Origin of the sequence: Sorangium aterium (assembly GCF_028368935.1) — a bacterium.
GTDB classification, from domain to species: Bacteria; Myxococcota_A; Polyangia; order Polyangiales; family Polyangiaceae; genus Sorangium; species Sorangium atrum.
This window is the reverse complement of the sequence record NZ_JAQNDK010000002.1, coordinates 2,109,779-2,128,221: the sequence shown is the minus strand read 5'-3', so window position 1 is coordinate 2,128,221 and position 18,443 is coordinate 2,109,779. Positions and strand designations below refer to the sequence as shown.

Below are 18,443 nucleotides of genomic sequence, written 5' to 3'. Positions count from 1 at the left end.
CCGTGGTCCATGCGCCGGCTCAGTCTGCGTTCTCTGATTTCGTCCTGCTCCTCCTCTCCGCAGCGCCCAAGCTCGGGCTGCCGATCGACGCGGTCCTGCGCGACGCCGCGCTCCCGCCGGAGGCGCTCCGCCAGCGCGGATTGCCGATCTCCCTGAGCGTGGCGCGGCAGATATGGTCCTCCGCCGAGAAGATGAGCGGCAATCCGCTGCTCGGGCTGCACGCCGCGGAGGGGCTCGAGGTCGGCTCGCTCGATCTCCTGGACTACCTGACACGCAGCAGCAGCAGCTTTGGCACAGCGCTGGAGCGCGTCATCCGCTTCGCTCCGCTGGTCGCCAATGGGGGCGTCCTGAGCCTCGAGGTGACCGGTCGCCGCGCGCATTTCCGCCACGTCTCGCCGGACGGCGTGCCCGCCGTCGCGGATCTCATCGTCAGTTTGATGGTGCTCCGGACGCGGGCGTTCTCGGGCGAGCACATCCGCCCGCTGGCGGTGCGCTTCCGGCACCGCCGCGAGCGCGTCGCAAGCGAGTACGAGCGCGTCTTCGACGCTCGGGTCGAGTTCGATGCCCCTTGCGACGAGCTGGTCTTCGATCGGGATCTCCTGGAGCTGCCCTTCCATTCCGCCGAGCCGCGCCTCTGTGAGATCCTCGAGGACTGCGCGGCGGCGCGGCTTCAGGCGCTCGGCAAGGTCGGCGGGGCGCCGGCCGCCCCCGCCGGCGCTCCGTCGAGCTTCGTCGCCGAGGTCCGGCAGGCCCTCCAGCTCTGCATCGACCAGGGCAACCCGAACATCGATCGGGTCGCCGAGCACCTCGGCGTGAGCTCGCGGACGCTCCAGCGGCTGCTGCGAGAGCAGGGCACGTCGCACCGCGCCCTCTTGATGGAAGCGCGAACCGAGCTGGCGAACCGCTACCTGGCCTCGTCGAGCCCCACGAGACGCGCGCTCGCCGCCGGGCTCGGCTATGCGAGCACGCGCTCGGTGTCCCGCGCGCTGCGCCGCCGGTGAGCCGGAGCTCACCGGCGGTCCAGACAGGGACTCCACGCGCGCGCGGTCCATGACGGGTCAGCGGCGCGTCGCGACGAGACCGTCGTGCAGCGTCACGGATACCATTGAATCCGAAGCTGCCTGTTGCTCGTCGTGTTCACCTGATAGACAACGTCGTTCGCCCTGCCCGGGAACGGGATCGTGGTCGTTGCGGACCAGCTGTTCGCCGGGGCGCTCTGGGGCGTCCCGCCGTTGGCCGACACGCTGACGCCGTTCAGCGGGACGCCGTCCGTCGGGCTCATCTGCAGCGTCAGGGTCGCCGGCGTCCAGGCGGTCGGGAGGCTCGCCCGATCGATCTGGAAGCAGGAGGTCCCGTTGACCGACGCGACGATAGCCGTGCTCATCGGCCCCAGGCTCTGGCAGGGCGGCGCGGGGTTCTTGTAGAACCCGAACGTGTGCTGCCGCGTGAACATCGGGACGGTGGCGCTGCCCGCGTAGTCCGCGAACACCGTGACGTCGTGGCTCCCCGTCTCGGCGAACTGGCCGACCTTCAGCGAGTAGACGCCGTCGTTGGCCGTCGCGTCGCCGTGCGCGGCAGCGCCGTCGTCGTGGAACGCCAGGGGCGTGACCGCGCCGCTCGGGCCGGTCATCTGCGCGCTGACCGTGGCGCCTAGGACCGGGCTGCCCAGGTGGCTCACCTCGGCCTCCACGATGAGCGGCGCCGTCCCGACGTTCAGCGTGCTCGGCGTGACCCGGAGCGAGATCGTGTCGGCCAGGGTCGACACCGCGGAGTAGAGGTAGATGGGCTGATCCGAGGTGTTCGTGGCGCAGAACTGCCAGGACCCCTCCTCGTACGGCTGCGTCAGGTTCAGGGAGAAGCGCTTGAAGTTCTCGGCCGAAAAGAAGGTCAGGTCGGAGCCCGACGTGGCGAAGTTCGTCTCGGTGATCTCGGAAGTCTGGTCCCAAGGGGGCAGCAAGTAGACTTTCGGCGCGGCCGCTCCGACGAAGATCATCGTGAAATCCACGATCTGCGCCGCCGAGACGAACGCGTCCGCGCACGACGTCGACTGCGGCAGGATCTCCGTCAGCACCTGATCGATCATGCCGCCGTCGCGACAGTCGTTCGCCATGCGGTTGAACGCGCCGATCAGCTCGAGCTGGTCGATCGCGGTGTCGCTGTCGGCGCGCAGGTAGAGCCCGGGCGAGACCCCGTAGTTCGCCGCGATGTCGCTCATCATCGCCTCGTCCGCCCCCGACCCGAGCGCGATCGAGTGGACCTCCTCCACTCGGTTGTAATAGTCCCCATAGAAGTCGCTCGGGGCAGGCGGCGTGTTGTGCTGCCCGTCCGACAGCAGGATGACGCACTCGCGCGCGCTCTTGGTCGGGCTCTCGGCGACCAGCATGTCGAGCGCCTCCTCTAGGCCCGCCCCGATCGAGGTCGACCCGTCCGCGACCAGCGCGTCGACCGCCGTGTCCAGGCCGGACGCCGGCAGCGCCGTCAAGGGGTACGTGATCGACGAGGTGTCGGAGTAGCTCGCCACGCCGAGCATCTCCGTGAACGACTGCGACGCGGGCACATTGCTCGATACGAGCGTGTTCCAGTAGATCTTGGCCGCCTTCTTCGCGAGCGCGATGCGGTCGCCGTACATGCTGCCGGACCGGTCGATGATCACCACATGGTTGGTGTCCAGCGGGGCGACCTGGGCAAACGCGGCAGACACCCCCGCAACGCTCGTGAGGAGACCGCCGGCGACGCTTGCGAACATTCTGAATGAGCTTCTCATCATCTCCAATCCTTCTTGAGTGTCGATCAAAACCAAAGGTATACAGCGGTTTCTGCCCACCTTTGCACCATGCAGAGCAGAGCGGCGGTCTCCCGCGCAGGAGACGGGCCCAGATCGGCGTTTTCGGCGCGCAGGCGCACTCCGGTGCGCTGAGCACCGAAAATGCCGAGGTGGGCCCGTCTCCGAAGCGGGTGACCGTCGCTCTATCGCGCCGGCGTTCAGGGCCTCCGGAACACCACCTCGAGCTTGGGGCGCCGCACGTCGACCGCGTAGTCGCTCGACGTGAACGAGACCTCCCGGTGCTTCACCACCTCGTCCTGGAGCCGCATCAGGAAGCCGTGGTTGCTCGAGGGCGCGCTCAGCATGTCCCGCACGAGTTCCGTCACGTCCACGCGCTCGTAATCCTGACCATCCGACGTGCTCCGCGGCAGGAGCACCTCGTGGAGCGCCGTGGTCGTGGGCTGGTTGGCCCAGGTCACGGTGTTCTCCTGCCACGCCGAGGTGACGCGCTGGAGCAGGAAGGCGTTGGAGCCGCCGAGCGTCGAGTGCCCCGGGCCGAGGCCGTTCGAGGTACCCTGGCCGTAGAGGCGCGCGGCGGGATCGGCGTAGAGGCTGAGGCGCGCCCGCTCGATCGTGGAGCCCGCCGGGATGGGCGACAGATCGAAGCGGAACAGGCCCCGGTTCGCGTATTTGGTGCCGCCAGAGGTCCACAGCCCCGCGGTCAGGTTCGGGGAATTCCCATTGTTGGTCCCGACACCCGAGCTCAGGCTGGTGATTGTCGCATCGACGCCGGCGCTGCCGGGCTGGAGCGTCAGCCGCTCCGGCTCGTTCTCGCAGTGGCCGCCGACGACGAACACGCCGCTCACCGCGTCGCACTGCGCCTCGTAGGTCGGCGTGTGACAGGCGCCGTCGGGCTCCGTGCACGAGCCGATGGGCTCGGCCCCGCAGGCGTCGATCTGCGCGCAGCTGTAGCCGCTCACGAAGTAGCCGCCGGCCTCACGGCAGCTCGCGCTGGAGCTGATGCCGCCCGTGCCGAGGTCGGTGCAGCCCTGGGACTGGCAGCACGCGCCCTTCGTCTCCAGGAGGCAGCTCGACGAGCAGCCGTCGCCGCTCTGCGCATTGCCGTCGTCGCACAGCTCGGACGCCTGCTGGACGCCGTCGCCGCAGCAGCGCTCGACGGTCACGCCCGCGTTCTTCACGACGGAGCACTGGATGATGTCGTCCTCGGGGCCCTGGCACGTCCCGCTCACGCAGGTCTGCCCCGGCCCCGTCGTGCAATCCGTGTCGTCGAGGCACGAGCAAGGCACGGTGTCCTCGGAGTGATCGTCGAAGCAGGCCTCCACCTCGGCGAGCCACGCCTCGGCCAAAGCGCTGGGGTGCACCAGGTTGGACGCCTCGAGCCCGTTGCTCGTGTCGTACAGCAGCGCGGTCAGATCGAACGTGGGCGTCGGGGTGTTGACGACGGCGCCGCTGAAGGCGCCCACCCGCAGCTGGTTGGCGACGGCGGAGCCCTCCGCGTCGAGGCAGCCCCAGTGCTTGAGCAGGTTGATGTGCGCGTCCTGGCACGGGAAGCTGAGGTTGCCGCGCAAGCCGCTCACAAGTCCGACGTACGTGCAGGTGCCGGTCACGAACTTCTCGGCGAGCGCGTCCTTGTCCTGCAGCCACTCCATCATGGGCCGACCTTCGATGCAGAGGTTCTCCATCGTGGACACCTGCTCTCCCAGGTCGAAGCCGAAGCTGAGGACCTCCTGCACGCCGCCCGTGACGTCCTCCGTGGTGGGGGGCAGCGGGTCCTCCGCGTAGAGCGGCAGCTCGTCCTTGCACCACGCCAGGAAGTCGGCGGTCTCCGACGTGACGGTCGCGTAGCGCTTCACCTGTTCCGGCTGGTAGTTCGTCACCTGGCCGAGCGACGTGCTGTCCCACTGGTACGTCGCCTCGAGGCCGGGCTGGAACTTGGCCTTCTCGACAGAGCCGATATCCCAGGACCGGCGCCAGTCCCAGAGCGTGAACTTCTTCGGCTTCTTGAACAGCTTGACCTCGAGGCCGACGTGAATGCCCGCGTTGAGCGCGGCGATCAGCTCGATCTCGCTCATGCCGTAGGTGGCGATCGCGTGGGCGGGCGCCTCCGGGTTCTTGAGCCCCCAGATCACCTGCTCGGCGAACTGGGCGCCACCCTGCGGCGCGCACGCGCCGTCAGGCGTGCAGACCTGACCGTAGCCGCAGACGGTGTCCGCGGTGGCAACGTCGTAGTTGCAGCGGCGGGCGCACGCGCCCTCGACGCACGTGCGGCCTGGCTCGCTCGCGCAGGTCGGGTTCGGGTCCGCGCTGCACAGGCAGTCGACCGGCGTTCCGCCGACGGTGCACAGCTTCTTCACCGCGTCGCACGTCTCGCCGCTCGCGCAGTCGGCGTTCGACGCGCAGCCGCACGCGGACTGGAAGCCCGAGTGGAGCGGGTGGCACCCGGGCCCCTCCACTCGACGACATCGCTCTTTGTCTCGGTCACGCAGCGGTACGCGCCGAAGGTGCCAGGGCACTCGGCCTCCGTGGCGTCGTAGGTAACGGCTCCCGGGATCGTCGAGTCGCAGTTGCTCCCGATCTTGCGGACCGTCGACGGCAGCGTGTCGCTCACGTAGATGTCGCCGGAGGGCAGCACGGCGAGGCCGCCGGGCAGCTCGAGGACGGCCGTCGTGGCCAGGCCGTCTTGCCACACGGTGCCAGGCCCGCCGGCGACCGTGGCCGTGGCGCCGAGCGCCGGGTCGAAGCGCCGGATGCGACCGGGCCTGTTGCCCTCGCCGATGAACACGCTTCCAGAGCCGTCGATCGCGAGCGCCTGCGGGGAGCTGAGCCGAGCGGCCGTCCCGACGCCGTCCGCGGAGCCCGCGGTGCCGTTGCCTGCCACGGTGGTGACCATCGAGGTCGCGATCTCGAACCGGCGCAGCGAGTGATTGAACGCGTCGGCGATGTACAGGTTGCCGTGCCCGTCGGCGACGATGCCGGACGGCTCCGCGAACCGCGCGGTCGTCCCCACGCCGTCGACGTTCCCGGACGAGGAGGCCAGGCCGGCGACCGCGATGTTCGCGCCCGTCGCGAGGTCGATCCAGACCAGCGTGCGGTCTCCGCTGTTCGTGACGTACAGGTTGCCTCCCTCCACGGCCACGTCACGCGGCGTGCCGACCACGGTGCGGTCGGCGATCGTCGTGACCTGGCCGCTGCTCAGCGTGAGCTTGCGGATCGTGCGGCTGCCGCGATCCGCGATGTAGAGGGCGCCGTTGTGGAGCGTGATGCCCGAGATGGTGTTGAACCGCGCGGCGGTGCCCACGCCGTCGGTGGTGCCCGAGGTCGTCGACCCCGCGATCGTCGTCACCGCGCCGCTCGTCAGGTCGATGCGGCGCACGGCGGTCCGGTCCGCGACGTAGAGCATGCGCGTCGACGCGTCGTAGGCAAGGTCGCCGGTCTGGAGGAAGCGGGCCTGCGCGTAGCTGGCGTTCACGAGGCCGCGCGACCCCGCCAGGCCGAAGGGCGACGACGCCACGGGGAGGCAGCAGACGCCGTGCTTTTGGCAGCCCGAGATGTCGCGGAGATCGTCGCTGCGCACGTCGGTCGCGCAGGTGCCGTCGCTGTCGCACTCGTCACAGGTCTTGTTCGCGTTCCACTTGGCGGTGAAGCCTTGCTGGAAGGCGGTCTTGAGCTGCTTGGCCTTCTTCTCCTTCATGAAGGTGGAGAACAGCTCGTACGAGAGCTTGCCGGGATTGCACAGCTCTTGGGTGATCCCCGTCCAGTCGTCGATGCAGGCGCGGCCGCCGGTGATGAAGGAGAGGCAGCAGGAGTTGTTGGTATCGAGCGGGGAGCAGCCGAGGTTCATCTCGGACTCCTCGACGAAACGGTTCGAGCAGTACGTCTGATCTTTGTAGTTGAAGACGGGCTTGCACTCGAGCGACTCGTCAGGGTTGCTGTTCACGAGCGCCCGCTCGAGCGAGGTGTTGAGGTCGACCACGCCGCCGGATCCGCTCGGCTTGAGATCCACGGAGAAGCCGATGCTCGCCTCCACGCCGACCTTCAGCCGCTTGCCGAGCGGCACGCCGAGGAAGAGCTTCGCGCCGATCTCCGGGCGCACCGAGATCTGCGTCCCCGCCTCGCCCGTCACGTCCGGCGCCTGGAACGGGTGCATGTTGCGATCGAAATCGACATTCTCGATCTTGTGGTTCGTGTGCTTGTTGAGCGCCTCCTGCAGGCGCTTGCGCATGAAATAGGCCTCGTCGTACCACTTGACCCCTGCGCCGAGCTTGAAGTACGGGATGAGGAACGCGCCGGGGACCGGGGGGAGCGGGATCTTCGTCAGCTCCTTCTCGATCGGCTTCATCTGCATATCCAGGTTGAGCGCCGCGGCCATGACGGCGGCGGAGCGCCCCTCCCAGTCCTCGACCGGCTCCGCCGCGTCCCTGGGCCAGGTGGCCGGGCTCGGAGCGCCGGCCGGCGTGTAGTCCGCCGTGTAAGAGAACGGCATGTAGGTCCCGATGAGGAACTCCTGCGGAGACACCCGGCCGTCGTGGTCGGTGTCGAGCGATTCGACCTGCTTCCCGTCCGCGAGGTAGAAGACCCCGTTCTTCTTGGCGGCGGAGAGGCTCAAGCCCCCGCCGCCCGAGTGGCCGAAGGCCGGGATGCCGAGGGGGGCTTCGCGGTTGAACCACTTGTACCCGTCGAGCTGCATGTTGAACTCCATCCCCGGGAGGATGCTCAGCGTCTTGCCAAACGCCGTCACGGCGAAGCCGCCGGTGCGCATCTGGGCACGCCGCTCCTCGCTCAGGTTACGCGACTCGTAGCGGCCGCCGATGCCCCACCTGCCGTCGCCGCTCTCGCCCATCGTGGCGTACGCGCCATGGCCGGCCCAGGGGATGCACATGTGCAGATCGGGCCGCTGCTCGGAGTAGCTGCCGAGGTGGTAGCCCTCGGTGTAGAGGTCGATATAACACTGGATCTTCGCGAGCACCTCCGTCGCGTTCTCGAGCTCGCCGCCGATCTGCTCCAGGAAATCGGCGAAGCGCCCGTCGGAGATCTCGCCGGCCATCTTGTCGAGCCACTTGACCGCCTTGAAGGCCCATTTCTCCTTGCCCGCCTGGGTCTGCTGGACGTCGTTGGAGAGCCAAACGAGCACGCCCATGCTGCAGGTGTTCGTCGGCGTCGTGGCCGGATCGCAGAAGTCGGAGCACTCCTCGTAGGTCGTCTGGCTCTTCTGGATGACGTCCGTGCACCCGGGGACCACTTGCTGGGTGCAGATGCACCTGCCTTTGCCGGCGTCCTCGATGGTCTCCGTGTCGGCGGCGTTGATGGCCTCGGCCGTCTTGTTGACGATCGACGAGAGGAGCTGCATCGACTGCAGGACATGGAAGTTCGTCGTGATGTTCTGGAGATCGGCGCCCTTCGGGTTCGGGCTCTTCGGCATCTTGCCGAGCAGGTTCGGGTCGCACGCCTTGGGCTTGAACTCAAAGCCTGAGCCTCCGCCGGCCCCGCTTGCGCTGCTTGCGCTGCTTGCGCTGCTTGCGCTGCTCGACGCGCTGCTGGCGCTGGCGCTGCTCGACGCGCTCCCGGCGCCCGAGCCGGTCTCGAACTTCTCGAAGACGGCGTCCGGCCGATCGGGCTGCTGAGACCATTTCGGCCAGCTCGGGGCGCCGCTCTGGCAGCCCACGTCGTCCGCGGAGCAGAGCGCTTGCTGCACGCTTCCTATGGGCTCGTTCGGCTCGCTCGGCTCGTCGGCGCCGCCCGCGCAGGCCGGTGTGACGATGCCCAGGCAAAGGAGGAGCGGGAGGCGCCCCGCGAGCCTCGAATGCACGAGGGCGCCTCGTGGTTGGATGAGCCGGCGTATCAGCATGGACCTGAGAACTGTCATTGAATCAACCCCGACGGCCTGGTCGGCCGAGATGAGCGGACGTGACGCGGTCGGCCGCCGTGCCCGCTCGCGGAGCGGCTCGCGGTCTCCCATCGTTGCGTGGAGTAGCTGCCTCTGGACCGGCGGCGAAGGCGACAAAACGCGCCAGGCGCTGACAAAACCCGCCACGCGCCGCGCGGGCGCGGTGCACCGCTTGAAAATGCGGTGGAAACTACCCCAGATAACCGGGCGTCCTCAGCGCCTGGAACACCCACGACCCTCGGACCGCGACACCCATGACCTGCCCCTACGATTGCCTGACACCTGCTCTATCGACTCGACCCGGCCCGGCGCCCCGAGAGCGCCGCCGGCGCTGGCCGCGCCCCTTCGCGACCGCGGCCCTTGCCGCCCTCGCCCTCATGGCGTCCGCGTGCGACCCGGGAACGCCCTCGCCTCCCGGCGAGCAGGGCGAGACGGACGATCTCGCGCTCTCTGCCTCGCTCGGCCTCTCCGCCGGCGCCGCGGCGGCAGACGGCGCCGCGGCGGGGCTCCCCCTCCCCTCCCCGGCGGCGCTCGGCGGAGCCCCGGTGAGCGGCTTCGCGGATCTGCACTTCCACATGATGGCGGAGGAGGCGTTCGGGGGTGGATGGCTCCACGGCAAGCACGACGGCGCCGGCGCGCTGGACGATTGCGACGGCGGCAGCCCAGGGGGCGATCACGGCCGCGTTCGACAGGATCTCAGCGCGCTCCTGGACCGGTGCCCTCAGTCGGCGATGCTCGATTTCGCCAGCAGCGGCGCGCTTTCAGCGCTGCTCGGCCTGGGAGGCGGCGTCCTCGGCTCGGAGGTGATCGGCCAGACGGAGGGGACGAGCGGCGACACAGGGCTCCACCTCGGGCGAAAGCGCTTCTCCGAGGGGTGGCCGCGCTGGGACACCATCGCTCACCAGCAGGGCCATGTGAGCTGGCTGCGCGCGGCGCACGATCGCGGGCTGAGCCTCATCGTCATGTCGGCGGTGAGCTACGACTGGCTCTGCTCGATCCTGCCGGAGCAGAACCGGCAGCGGGCCTGCGACGAGATGGTGGATGTCGATCTCCAGATCCAGATGACCCGCGCGCTGGCCGCGCAAAACGCCGGCTGGATGGAGATCGCGCTCTCGCCGGCGCACGCCCGGCAGATCATCGGCGCGGGCAAGCTGGCGGTGGTGCTGTCCATCGAGGCCAGCCACCTGTTCGGCCGAGACGTCGACGCGGCGAAGATGCGCGCGCAGCTCGCCAGGTACCACGCCCTGGGGGTCCGGACGCTCCAGCCGGTGCACCAGGTCGACAACGCCTTTGGCGGGGCGGCGCTGCACAACCCGATCTTCCAGCTCGCGCAGTACACAGAGAGCTGCTTCATCGACACCGACTGCGGCGCCACCCTCGCGGGGGTCACGCTGGGCATGGATGTCGACGCGAGCTGCCGCAACATGCGCGGGCTGACGCCCCTCGGCGAGGCGCTCGTCGGCGAGATGATGGACCGGGGGATGCTGCTCGACGTCGCGCACCTCTCGGAGCGCGGCGTCGATCGGGTGTTCCAGCTGGCGCGGGCGCGCGACTATTATCCGATCTACATCTCCCACGGTCACTTCCGGGAGATCATGGCCCCGGCGGTGGCCGAAAAGGAGAAGTCCACGCCGGCGCGGGTGATCCGGATGCTCCGGCAGACGGGCGGCATCTTCGGCCTGCGCACGGCGCACGACGAGACCCGGCAGTACAACCGCAGCTCGGTCGAGAACAGCTGCCAGGGCTCGTCGCGCTCCTTCGCGCAGGCCTACGAGTACGGGCGGCTCGGCCTGAAGGTCCCCATGGCCTTCGGCGCCGATCTCAACGGCTTCATCCAGCAGACCCGGCCGCGCTTCGGCGAGGACGGCGCCTGCTCGGCGGCGTTCCAGGCAGAGGCCGATTGCCAGGCCTGGGAGCAGCGCGCGCAGGGGCCCGGCCCCCTGGGGGCGGAGTTCGACGAGAAGGGCCTGGCCCACGAGGGGATGCTGCCCGACCTCCTGGCCGACCTGGATCGCCTGGGCGTGGACACGACCGGCCTGAGATCCTCGACGGAGGCCTTCCTCCGCATGTGGGAGCGCGCCCAGGGGCCGCGGGCCGGGATGGCCGATCCCGCCAACGATCTCGACGAGAGCGGCATCGCGCCCTTCGTGACGGCGGAGGAGCGGGAGTCTGCCTATCCCACGAAGTGCGGCGCGGCCTACTGCCCTGGATTTCAGGCGCTGGGCGGGAGCTGCCGGTTCGATGAGGAGTGCGAGAGCGGCCAGTGCACCGCCGTCGCCTGCAACGCGATCCCGGGGCGCTGCGTCTGCAACGACGACGCCGATTGCGGCAGCGGCCTCCGCTGCGCGCTCAAGACGCCTGGAGTCGGCGGCGACAACGCCTGCGTGCCGAAGAAGGCCGAGCATCAGCTGTGCACGCGCGACAGCGAGTGCGCCTCCGGCCGCTGCGGCGGGCTGATCGCCGGCGCGGGCTTCTGCTACACGCCCGGATCGAAGGCCATCGGCCAGGGCTGCCGTGTGAACGAGGAGTGCCCCAGCAACCGCTGCGGCGATCTCACCCAGACGTGCCTCTGCCGCTCCGACGCGCACTGCGCGGCGGGCCAGTTCTGCGGGTGGGGCACCAACGAGGGCGAGTGCGTCGACAAGCGCGGCCGGGGAGCGGCGTGCACGAAGGACAACCAGTGCGCGTCCGGGAACTGCAGGTTCCTCTTCTGTCGCTGACGCGCCACGCGACATGCCACACGTCGCCAACCTCACTTGCGGGGAGGCAGGCCGAGCGCCGGCGCCCGACTGACCGCGATGGGAGCGATGACGCGTGGACCTGCCCCTCGTCGACGAGCGCCCCCACACCTTCTTCAAGGCCTCTCCGTCGCTGAGGCGCCGGTTCTGCGGGACAAAACCGTATGCGACCGCGGGAGAACCCCGACGTTCGCGCCGGGGCTGGAAGTCGCGGACGGATCCCGTCCAGCCGGAGCGAGCGCACGGCGCGCGGCTCGGCCTGGACAGCAATCCTCGTGTACCACCGTCTTACCATTCACCACCGTTTTCTATTGCCACATTCCGGGTTCGGCCTATATTCCACGCCAATCAACTTTCCTACCATCCGCCGCGCATCGCCCTCGGCGTGCTGCAGCGCTTACGCTTCTCAAGCCCAGGACGCTCGTCCATCATCGCTTCGCTGCATTGGCCAGGGAGCGGAGCGCCGCTCCGCCGATCGGAGAGGCCGGATCACGCCTTGAGGAGCCAGGCAGCGCAGGCACGCTGGACGAGCAGCGCGCGTCGACACCGTTCCATTCGTTCGAGGGGGGAAGACATGGATGTTCGTGACATTTACGGCGCGGGAGGCCGCGACCTTGGCCGGGCGGGGCTTCCATGGAAGCTCGGGATCGCGCACGTTGTGAGCAGCTTGAAGGCCGGCGACGCCGAGCAGGTGGTCGTCGATCTGGCGGCGCTCCAGCGCGCAGCGGGCCATGACGTGACCGTGATCGCCATCGCCGATGATCCGGATGGCCCGCGGGCGGAGCAGCTGCGGCGGCGCGGCGTCGATGTGCAGCTCTTGCCGAAGCGCCGCGGCTTCGACGTCAGCATGACCGCCCGGCTCGTCGCGCTCTTCAGGGCGAGAGGTATCTCGCTCGTCCATGCGCACAACCAGCAGCCGCTCATCTATGCCGCGCCCGCAGGCTGGCTGCACCGCGTCCCGGTCGTCCACACGAAGCACGGCGTCTCGGACGACCTGCAGAGCCGGCGATGGCTCCGCAGCGCCGCCGCCGCGTTCGTCGACGCCCACGTCGCGGTCTCGCGGCCGACGGCCGAGATGCTGGTCGACCAGGGCCAGGTCAGCGCCGAGAAGCTGCACGTCGTCGCCAGCGGCCTCGACCTGTCGCGGTTCGCGCCCGATCCGGTGGCCAGGGCCCGTGTCAGGGCCGAGCTCGGCATCTCGCAGCAAGCCTGGGTGCTCGGGAGCGTGGCGCGCCTCTCTGCCGTGAAGAACCACGCATTGCTCCTGCGCGCGGCGGCGCAGGCGCTGCCCGAGGACGGGCGGCTGCTCCTCGTCGGAGATGGCCCGGAGCGCGCGCGGCTCGTCGCGCTCGCGCGCGAGCTCGGCCTGTCCGACCGCGCGCTCTTCGTCGGCGGGCGGCACGGCGTGCCCCAGATCCTCGCCGCGCTCGACGCGTTCGCCCTCTGCTCCATCGCCGAGGGCCTCCCGCTCGCCGTCCTCGAGGCGATGGCCGCCGGGCTCCCCGTCGTCGCGACCGCGGTGGGCGGCGTGCCCACGGCCCTCACCGACGGGTACACGGGCTTCCTCGTGCCTTCCGGGGACGCCGAGGCGCTCGCGGCCAGGCTGACGGAGCTCCGCGACGACCCCGCGCTCGCCGCGCGGATGGGGCGGTACGGCCGGAAGGTCACGCTCCAGCGCTACTCCGCTGCCCGCATGGTCGAGCGCTACATGGACCTCTATGCGTTGTTGCTCGTACGGCAGCTGCACCGCGGCATGCCTGCCGTCCGGCCGAGCGACTTGCTCGCGTATGCGCGGAGCTCATCGTTCTTGCAGCGCGCGCTCGGCGTGAGCGCGGCCGCCGAGGTCCCGGGCCGCGGCTGGGGCGCGCCACGCAGCGACGCAGCGGCCAGCGCGCGGCGGCGCTCGCCGATCGCGCTGTCGATCTGAGCGGGCGCTCCGACGCAACGGATCCTGTTCCGCCGTCACGTACAGGAGAGCCAGCACGCTCCGGGGACGCAAAGCCGGCGGGCGCGGTCTGCGAAGACACGCTTACGACATCAGAAGGTGTTCAAGGAGAATCTTGAACCCGAGGCCGATGAGAACGACCCCACCAGCGATATCGAGACGCTTGCCGAGCATCGCCCCGAACCGCCGTCCCGCGAAGAGCCCCGCTGCGCTGAGCAGCGCCGTGACGATGCCAATCGTCACGACGGAGATCGCGAACGGGGCGTTCAACATCGGCAGCGTGATGCCCACGGCGAGCGCGTCGATGCTCGTGGCGACCGCCAGCACGAACATCGAGCTCAACGCGAAGGGATCGGCCGTGGTCTCGCCCTCGTCGCTGTCGTCGCCGCGGGCTTCCCAGAGCATCTTTCCGCCGAGGAACGCGAGCAGCACGAACGCGATCCAGTGGTCCCACGCTTGCACGCGCGGACCGATCCGCGCTCCGAGCAGCCAGCCGATGACGGGCATCAGGGCCTGAGCGCCGCCGAAGAACCCCGCGACGAGCAGGACATGGCGGGCTCGAATCGCCGGGACAGACAGCCCTCGTGCCGCCGCGACAGCGGTCGCGTCCATCGCGAGCCCGAGCGCGAGGAGCAAGATCGCGCTGTAACTCACGAGCCCCTCCGCGCGTCGCCGACAGAGAGCGGGTGAACCTCGACAGTGACGTGCTGGAGGCTCGCGATCGGGACGAGCGCGTCACGGTAGGCGGAAGGCGCCAGGGGGCTCGGCACCGCGACCGAAACGATGCAGGCGCGCGCGCCGGGACCGATGTCCCACAGGTGGAGATCGACGACGCTCGCTCCAGCGAAGGTGGACTCGATTCGATCGCGGATGCGCCGAGCGAGGGACTCGGAAGGGACGACGTCGAGCAGCTGCCTGGCTGCCTGTCGGCAGAGTCCGTAGCTCCACTTCGCGATGACGAGCCCGCCGACGATGCCCATCGCGGCGTCGAGGAACGTCCAGCCAAGGTAGCGCCCACCGACGAGGGCGAGGATCGCGAGCACGCTGGTCAGCGCGTCCGCGAGGACGTGGAAGTACGCCGCACGCAAGTTGTGGTCGTGCCCGTGGTGGTCGTGGCCATGAGCGTGCTCGTCGTCGTGATCGCCATGGTCGTGATCGTGGTGACCGTGGTGGCCGTGGTCGGGATGGTCGTCGTGCGCCTCGTGATGGTGCTCGTCAGCGTGGAGGAGCTTCACGCTGACGAGGTTGACCGCGAGACCGACGACGGCGACAGGAAGCGCCTCGGAGAAGGCGATCAACTCTGGATGGAGGAGACGGCGAAGCGACTCGACGACCATGAGGAGCGCGATGAGCGCAAGCACGACAGCGCTCGTGTACCCGGCGAGGGCGTGCACCTTGCCCGTGCCGAAGGAGAACACGCTCGACCCGGACTGCTTGCGCGCGAACCAGTACGCAAACGCCGCCATGCCCAGCGCGCCCGCATGCGTGGCCATGTGCCAACCGTCGGCCGTGAGCGCGAGCGAGTTCGTCGCATGGCCGACCACGAGCTCCGCCAGCATCATGGCGAAGGTCAGCGCGACGACCCACCGGGTCTTGGTTTCGTGCGAAGCCGCGGCGGCGCCGTGGTCGTGGGCGTGTCGAAGCTGGGCGAGCTGATCGGATCCGGTGGAGTCGCTCATCGTTGCTTCCTTCACTTCACATAGGTGCGGACGATCTGAACCAGCTCCTCCGCGGCCTCCCGCTGAGGTCCCGTTGCGCGCTCCCCGTCGATGACGTGGGTGCGGATGTGCCCTTCGATGAGCTCGCCCACGAGGCCGTTCAGCGCGCCACGCGCCGAGGTCACCGTCTGCAGGACCTCCGAGCACCCCGCTTCGCCCTCGAGGGCGCGCTCCACCGCTTCGAGCTGCCCGCGAATCCGCCGGACGCGAGCGATGAGCTTCTTCTTGTTCTCGACCGTGTGCACGCATATAGCATAGGGGGGTATACTATCCGGGTCAAGCGCCGTGCGCAGGCGCCTCTCGGAGCCCGGCGAGGGTCAGTGCAGGTCCGTCGCCCTCGCCGAGGTCGCTGAGGCCGAGCTCCCAGGGGTTCGGCAGGATGGGCGGCAGGGGGCCGTTCAGGTACACGGAATGGGTGTGCGCGGGCTTGAGGTGCTCGACGATGGCCCGCAGATGCCGGCGCTCGCGGTCGGCAAGGGTGCGCGCCACCTGGACGCTGGCGGAGTAGAGGGCGAAGCAGCCGGACTGTCCGAGCACCCGGTCGGTGCCGAGCTCCGACTCGCCGAGCGTGAGCGCGCCCGCGCTTCAACGGCATGTTCGCTTGAGCGGCGCCTCTCGAAGCAAGGACTCGCGCATGGTCGTAACGAAACCGAAATGGCCGGCCTCACCATCGCGCATGCGGGTGCGCTCTCTGCCACGTCGCCAGCTCCCCATTTCTTCCAAAACTGGAATTTTTACTCAGCCTATCGACCAGTATGACAGCAGGTAGGTCCAGTGGAACGTTTGGTAGGTCCGACCGTGCGAAACCACGCAGGCGTCAATCTCCTCAATATAATTCTATCTATACGCAAATGAATCACGTGCAGAAACGCATGCTCCTCGCGCATGCGAAGGTGCACCGAAAGCTATAATTGCCGTAATTCCATAGGCTTCTGCGCAGCGGCCTCATCAAATACATGCCGGACCCCGAACTGCGTAACGGCGTACGCTCCCGTCCCCGTCCTGAACGGCTCACGACTCAGCAGCCACGTGCCATGTGACGCTTGCGAAATCTTTCCTATTTTTCTTGGAAAGCCAGGTTACATATGGAACAATCCACCACGCTCCTCGGATCACGCGCTATCCGGTGAGCCAAGATGATCGCAGAAGGGAGGGGATCTCTGCGTGATTCAGTCACTGCGGCTTATCTGCATTCTCTGTGCCTGTGAGCTCTTCGTCGTCGCGCCCAGGCCGGTATATGCGCGCGAGTTCAGCGCTGGTGTGAGCGTGGGCGGGATCCAGGTCGGGACCGAGTCCAGGCTCGCGTTGAGCCCGTTCGCCAAGGTGCTCTGGCGAAAGAGCAGCGAGTTCCGCCTCGAACTTCATAACATGTTCAGCATCGTCCCTGGCTCGCGCGTAGGCCTCTACGACCGAACGGCGGTCACGCTTGGGTACGACACGAAGACAGGCAACGTCAGCCTCGGGCCATCCCTGTCGATTTACTCGATGCCGGTGTGCGGAGTCGAGTTCTGTGACCGCGTGATGGGCATCGCTCCAGGAGGTCGCGCCCAGTCCGACTGGTACTTTGCCGGGCGCCTGGGTGTGTCGGTGAGCGCCAACGTAGACTGGGCCGGCGGGAGCAGCCGCGTCCTCCCAGGAAGCGTGGTTACGATGGTCACCGCCGGACCTGTGTGGAGATTTGGGGGAGAGTCAAAATGAACAAGCCGTTCGCTGTTTTATGCCTCGGCCTCGCGGGATGCAACTTCGATGTTGGAGACTGCTACCTCCGGAGCGAAGGGGAGAGCGGCGCCGGCGGTATCATCATCACCGCGACGGGCGCCGGCGGCTTCGGGTTCGGCGCGACAGGGGTCGGTGGCATCGGGCCCGTGCCGCTGGAGCCGCAAGACATGGATCCGCCTCCTCCCGTCTGCAACATCGCGGCCCAGACGCCATGTGAGGAAGAATGCGAGGTGGACTCCGAGTCTGACAATATTCAGTGTGGAAAAATGGAGGATGAAGCGCAGCGGACAGCGTGTCGGGATAGCGCATACGCTAGATACAAGAGCTGTCGAGAAGGTTGCGAGCAGACAAGCAATCACAGCTGCGATGAGAAATATCAGGATTGCATGGACCGCGCTCCGTGGCAGTTTTGTGCAAGTCCAAAATCTGGAGACGCAGGCGAGACGAAGTGTCGAACCTGCTATAGACGATGCAAGTCCGGAGATCCACCATCGCCGGACTGCAAAAAGTGTCTATTCTGAGATTCCAATGACTATTCACATCACCACAAATGAGGACATTCGGAAAGCGATCCGGCGCAAGCTTCGCCTTCCCGTGCGTTTCGTGCGCGACAACGTGCTGGAGGGGCCGTGCGCGTCCGATCCCGAAGACCATTGTGAGCGGCGGTGCGATTATTGGAACCTTCGAGGGCGGGAAAGGGCACAGCTCCGTTCGTCGTTTGACGATCTTATCAGCGCAGTGAAATCGCGTCAACGAATCGTCGTATGGACGTCCGGCTTGTGGAGGGATAGGCTGATGCTGTGGGCGCTCTGCGCGTGGAGGCTCCGCAATCGGCCCGAGCACCCGGATATCGACATCGTCCTCCTGGGAGATGCGCCGGAGGATGGGTTTAGCCGTGGATTCGTCCACGTGAAGCCGGCTGACGCGCGCCGCGGTCTGGACGACGCGCGCGCGCAATCTCTGACGCGCGTCCGGCACATGGCGCGCTCCTGGCGAAAGCTATGCGGTCGGTCTCCTGTGCTGGCCACCGAGGTTGGGCGCGCAGATCGAGTGCGGAAGGATCTCGTAGAGCTGGGCACCCACCAAGCGGCATTCTTTCCTCGGTTGGACGGTAGCGCGCTCACCCTATCTTGGGTTGACGAGCTCTTGTTCGCCTGTCTCGACAAAGACTGGATGACGCCCGTGGACGTATTTGTGCACCATTCATCGGCTGGCGAAGAGCTGCGTAATGGTTGGGGGACGCGCATCGGCGATTTCTTTCTCGCCATGCGGCTGCGCCAGTGGGCCGAGCACCGTGGGGCTAAGGCCGCGCTGGAGAGTGTGCCCTACAGGACGGACAGAGCACCTATGCTGGAGGCTCGCTACAGGTTGACGGCTGTCGGCGATGAAATAAAGCGACACGGTCTTGCTGAAATCGCTCAAGGGCCACCGCTGCCGGTGTGGGGCGTCACGGCGTACGACCCAGGGGCTCCTTGGGTCGTGGTGGATGACCGCGCAGGTCAAAAGCGCCTCCAGCGCCTTGGGGAGCCCGCCACACAGGATGCGGGATGACGCGTCGAGGCGCGCGCCTTCCTGAACCACCTCCTCGATGCCACGGACCGCGCCGGGTCAGGCCCGTGATCCAGGTCCTTCATCTCGGGCGTCGTGATGGACT

At 68.1% G+C, this 18,443-nt stretch carries 12 protein-coding genes; 5 read left to right on the top strand and 7 right to left on the bottom strand.

Annotated features, from left to right (window positions below; translation table 11 throughout):
* Positions 1-2: 2 nt before the first annotated feature.
* Positions 3-1,001 carry an AraC family transcriptional regulator gene (locus tag POL72_RS22965; RefSeq protein ID WP_272097651.1) on the top strand — a complete coding sequence of 333 codons (999 nt, stop codon included), beginning with the start codon at positions 3-5 and terminating at the stop codon, positions 999-1,001.
* A gap of 92 nt (positions 1,002-1,093) precedes the next feature.
* Here POL72_RS22965 and POL72_RS22960 read toward each other — a convergent pair whose 3' ends face one another.
* The 3 genes from POL72_RS22960 to POL72_RS22950 form a co-directional block, all read right to left on the bottom strand.
* A complete protein-coding gene (locus POL72_RS22960) occupies positions 1,094-2,746 on the bottom strand; it encodes a VWA domain-containing protein (RefSeq protein WP_272097650.1) in 1,653 nt (550 codons plus the stop codon).
* 236 nt (positions 2,747-2,982) lie between these two features.
* The gene (locus tag POL72_RS51285) at positions 2,983-5,238 is read right to left on the bottom strand and encodes a DNRLRE domain-containing protein (RefSeq protein WP_272097649.1); all 2,256 of its coding nucleotides are present in this window, start codon (positions 5,236-5,238) and stop codon (positions 2,983-2,985) included.
* Positions 5,136-8,591: an NHL repeat-containing protein gene (locus POL72_RS22950; protein WP_272097648.1), complete on the bottom strand. Its 3,456-nt coding sequence runs from the start codon at positions 8,589-8,591 to the stop codon at positions 5,136-5,138. Before POL72_RS22950 ends, POL72_RS51285 begins: the two co-directional genes overlap by 103 nt.
* 455 nt (positions 8,592-9,046) lie before the next feature.
* On the opposite strand from POL72_RS22950, the gene POL72_RS22945 reads away from it, so the two are divergent.
* Both POL72_RS22945 and POL72_RS22940 read left to right on the top strand, forming a co-directional pair.
* Entirely contained in the window at positions 9,047-11,389 is a 2,343-nt protein-coding gene (locus POL72_RS22945; RefSeq protein ID WP_272097647.1) for a membrane dipeptidase, read from the top strand.
* Between the two features lie 592 nt (positions 11,390-11,981).
* Complete coding sequence (locus POL72_RS22940; RefSeq protein ID WP_272097646.1) at positions 11,982-13,334, top strand: glycosyltransferase; 1,353 nt, start codon at positions 11,982-11,984, stop codon at positions 13,332-13,334.
* 102 nt (positions 13,335-13,436) lie between these two features.
* Here POL72_RS22940 and POL72_RS22935 read toward each other — a convergent pair whose 3' ends face one another.
* From POL72_RS22935 to POL72_RS22920, 4 genes are read right to left on the bottom strand one after another with little or no spacing between them, the layout of a single operon-like run.
* A complete protein-coding gene (locus POL72_RS22935) occupies positions 13,437-14,006 on the bottom strand; it encodes a manganese efflux pump MntP (protein ID WP_272097645.1) in 570 nt (189 codons plus the stop codon).
* Positions 14,003-15,031 (bottom strand): CDF family Co(II)/Ni(II) efflux transporter DmeF, encoded by a 1,029-nt coding sequence (dmeF, locus tag POL72_RS22930; protein WP_272097644.1) that lies wholly within the window; start codon positions 15,029-15,031, stop codon positions 14,003-14,005. The genes POL72_RS22935 and dmeF overlap by 4 nt, the downstream gene beginning before the upstream one ends.
* A gap of 11 nt (positions 15,032-15,042) precedes the next feature.
* Complete coding sequence (locus POL72_RS22925) at positions 15,043-15,315, bottom strand: metal/formaldehyde-sensitive transcriptional repressor (RefSeq protein WP_272097643.1); 273 nt, start codon at positions 15,313-15,315, stop codon at positions 15,043-15,045.
* A 31-nt stretch (positions 15,316-15,346) separates the two neighbouring features.
* On the bottom strand, positions 15,347-15,607 hold the full coding sequence (locus POL72_RS22920; RefSeq protein ID WP_272097642.1) for a hypothetical protein: 261 nt from the start codon (positions 15,605-15,607) through the stop codon (positions 15,347-15,349).
* Between the two features lie 627 nt (positions 15,608-16,234).
* Between POL72_RS22920 and POL72_RS22915 the strand changes: the two genes are divergently transcribed.
* Complete coding sequence (locus POL72_RS22915) at positions 16,235-16,768, top strand: hypothetical protein (RefSeq protein WP_272097641.1); 534 nt, start codon at positions 16,235-16,237, stop codon at positions 16,766-16,768.
* Positions 16,769-17,317: 549 nt separating this feature from the next.
* Complete coding sequence (locus tag POL72_RS22910) at positions 17,318-18,340, top strand: DUF1835 domain-containing protein (RefSeq protein WP_272097640.1); 1,023 nt, start codon at positions 17,318-17,320, stop codon at positions 18,338-18,340.
* The last annotated feature ends 103 nt before the right edge of the window (positions 18,341-18,443 follow it).

Coding starts and splice junctions, on each gene's coding strand:
- POL72_RS22960 (WP_272097650.1), bottom strand. CDS start 2,746: ATGTTCGCAAGCGTCGCCGGCGGTCTCCTCACGAGCGTTGCGGGGGTG.
- POL72_RS22945 (WP_272097647.1), top strand. CDS start 9,047: ATGGCGTCCGCGTGCGACCCGGGAACGCCCTCGCCTCCCGGCGAGCAG.
- POL72_RS22940 (WP_272097646.1), top strand. CDS start 11,982: ATGGATGTTCGTGACATTTACGGCGCGGGAGGCCGCGACCTTGGCCGG.
- dmeF (WP_272097644.1), bottom strand. CDS start 15,031: ATGAGCGACTCCACCGGATCCGATCAGCTCGCCCAGCTTCGACACGCC.
- POL72_RS22910 (WP_272097640.1), top strand. CDS start 17,318: ATGACTATTCACATCACCACAAATGAGGACATTCGGAAAGCGATCCGG.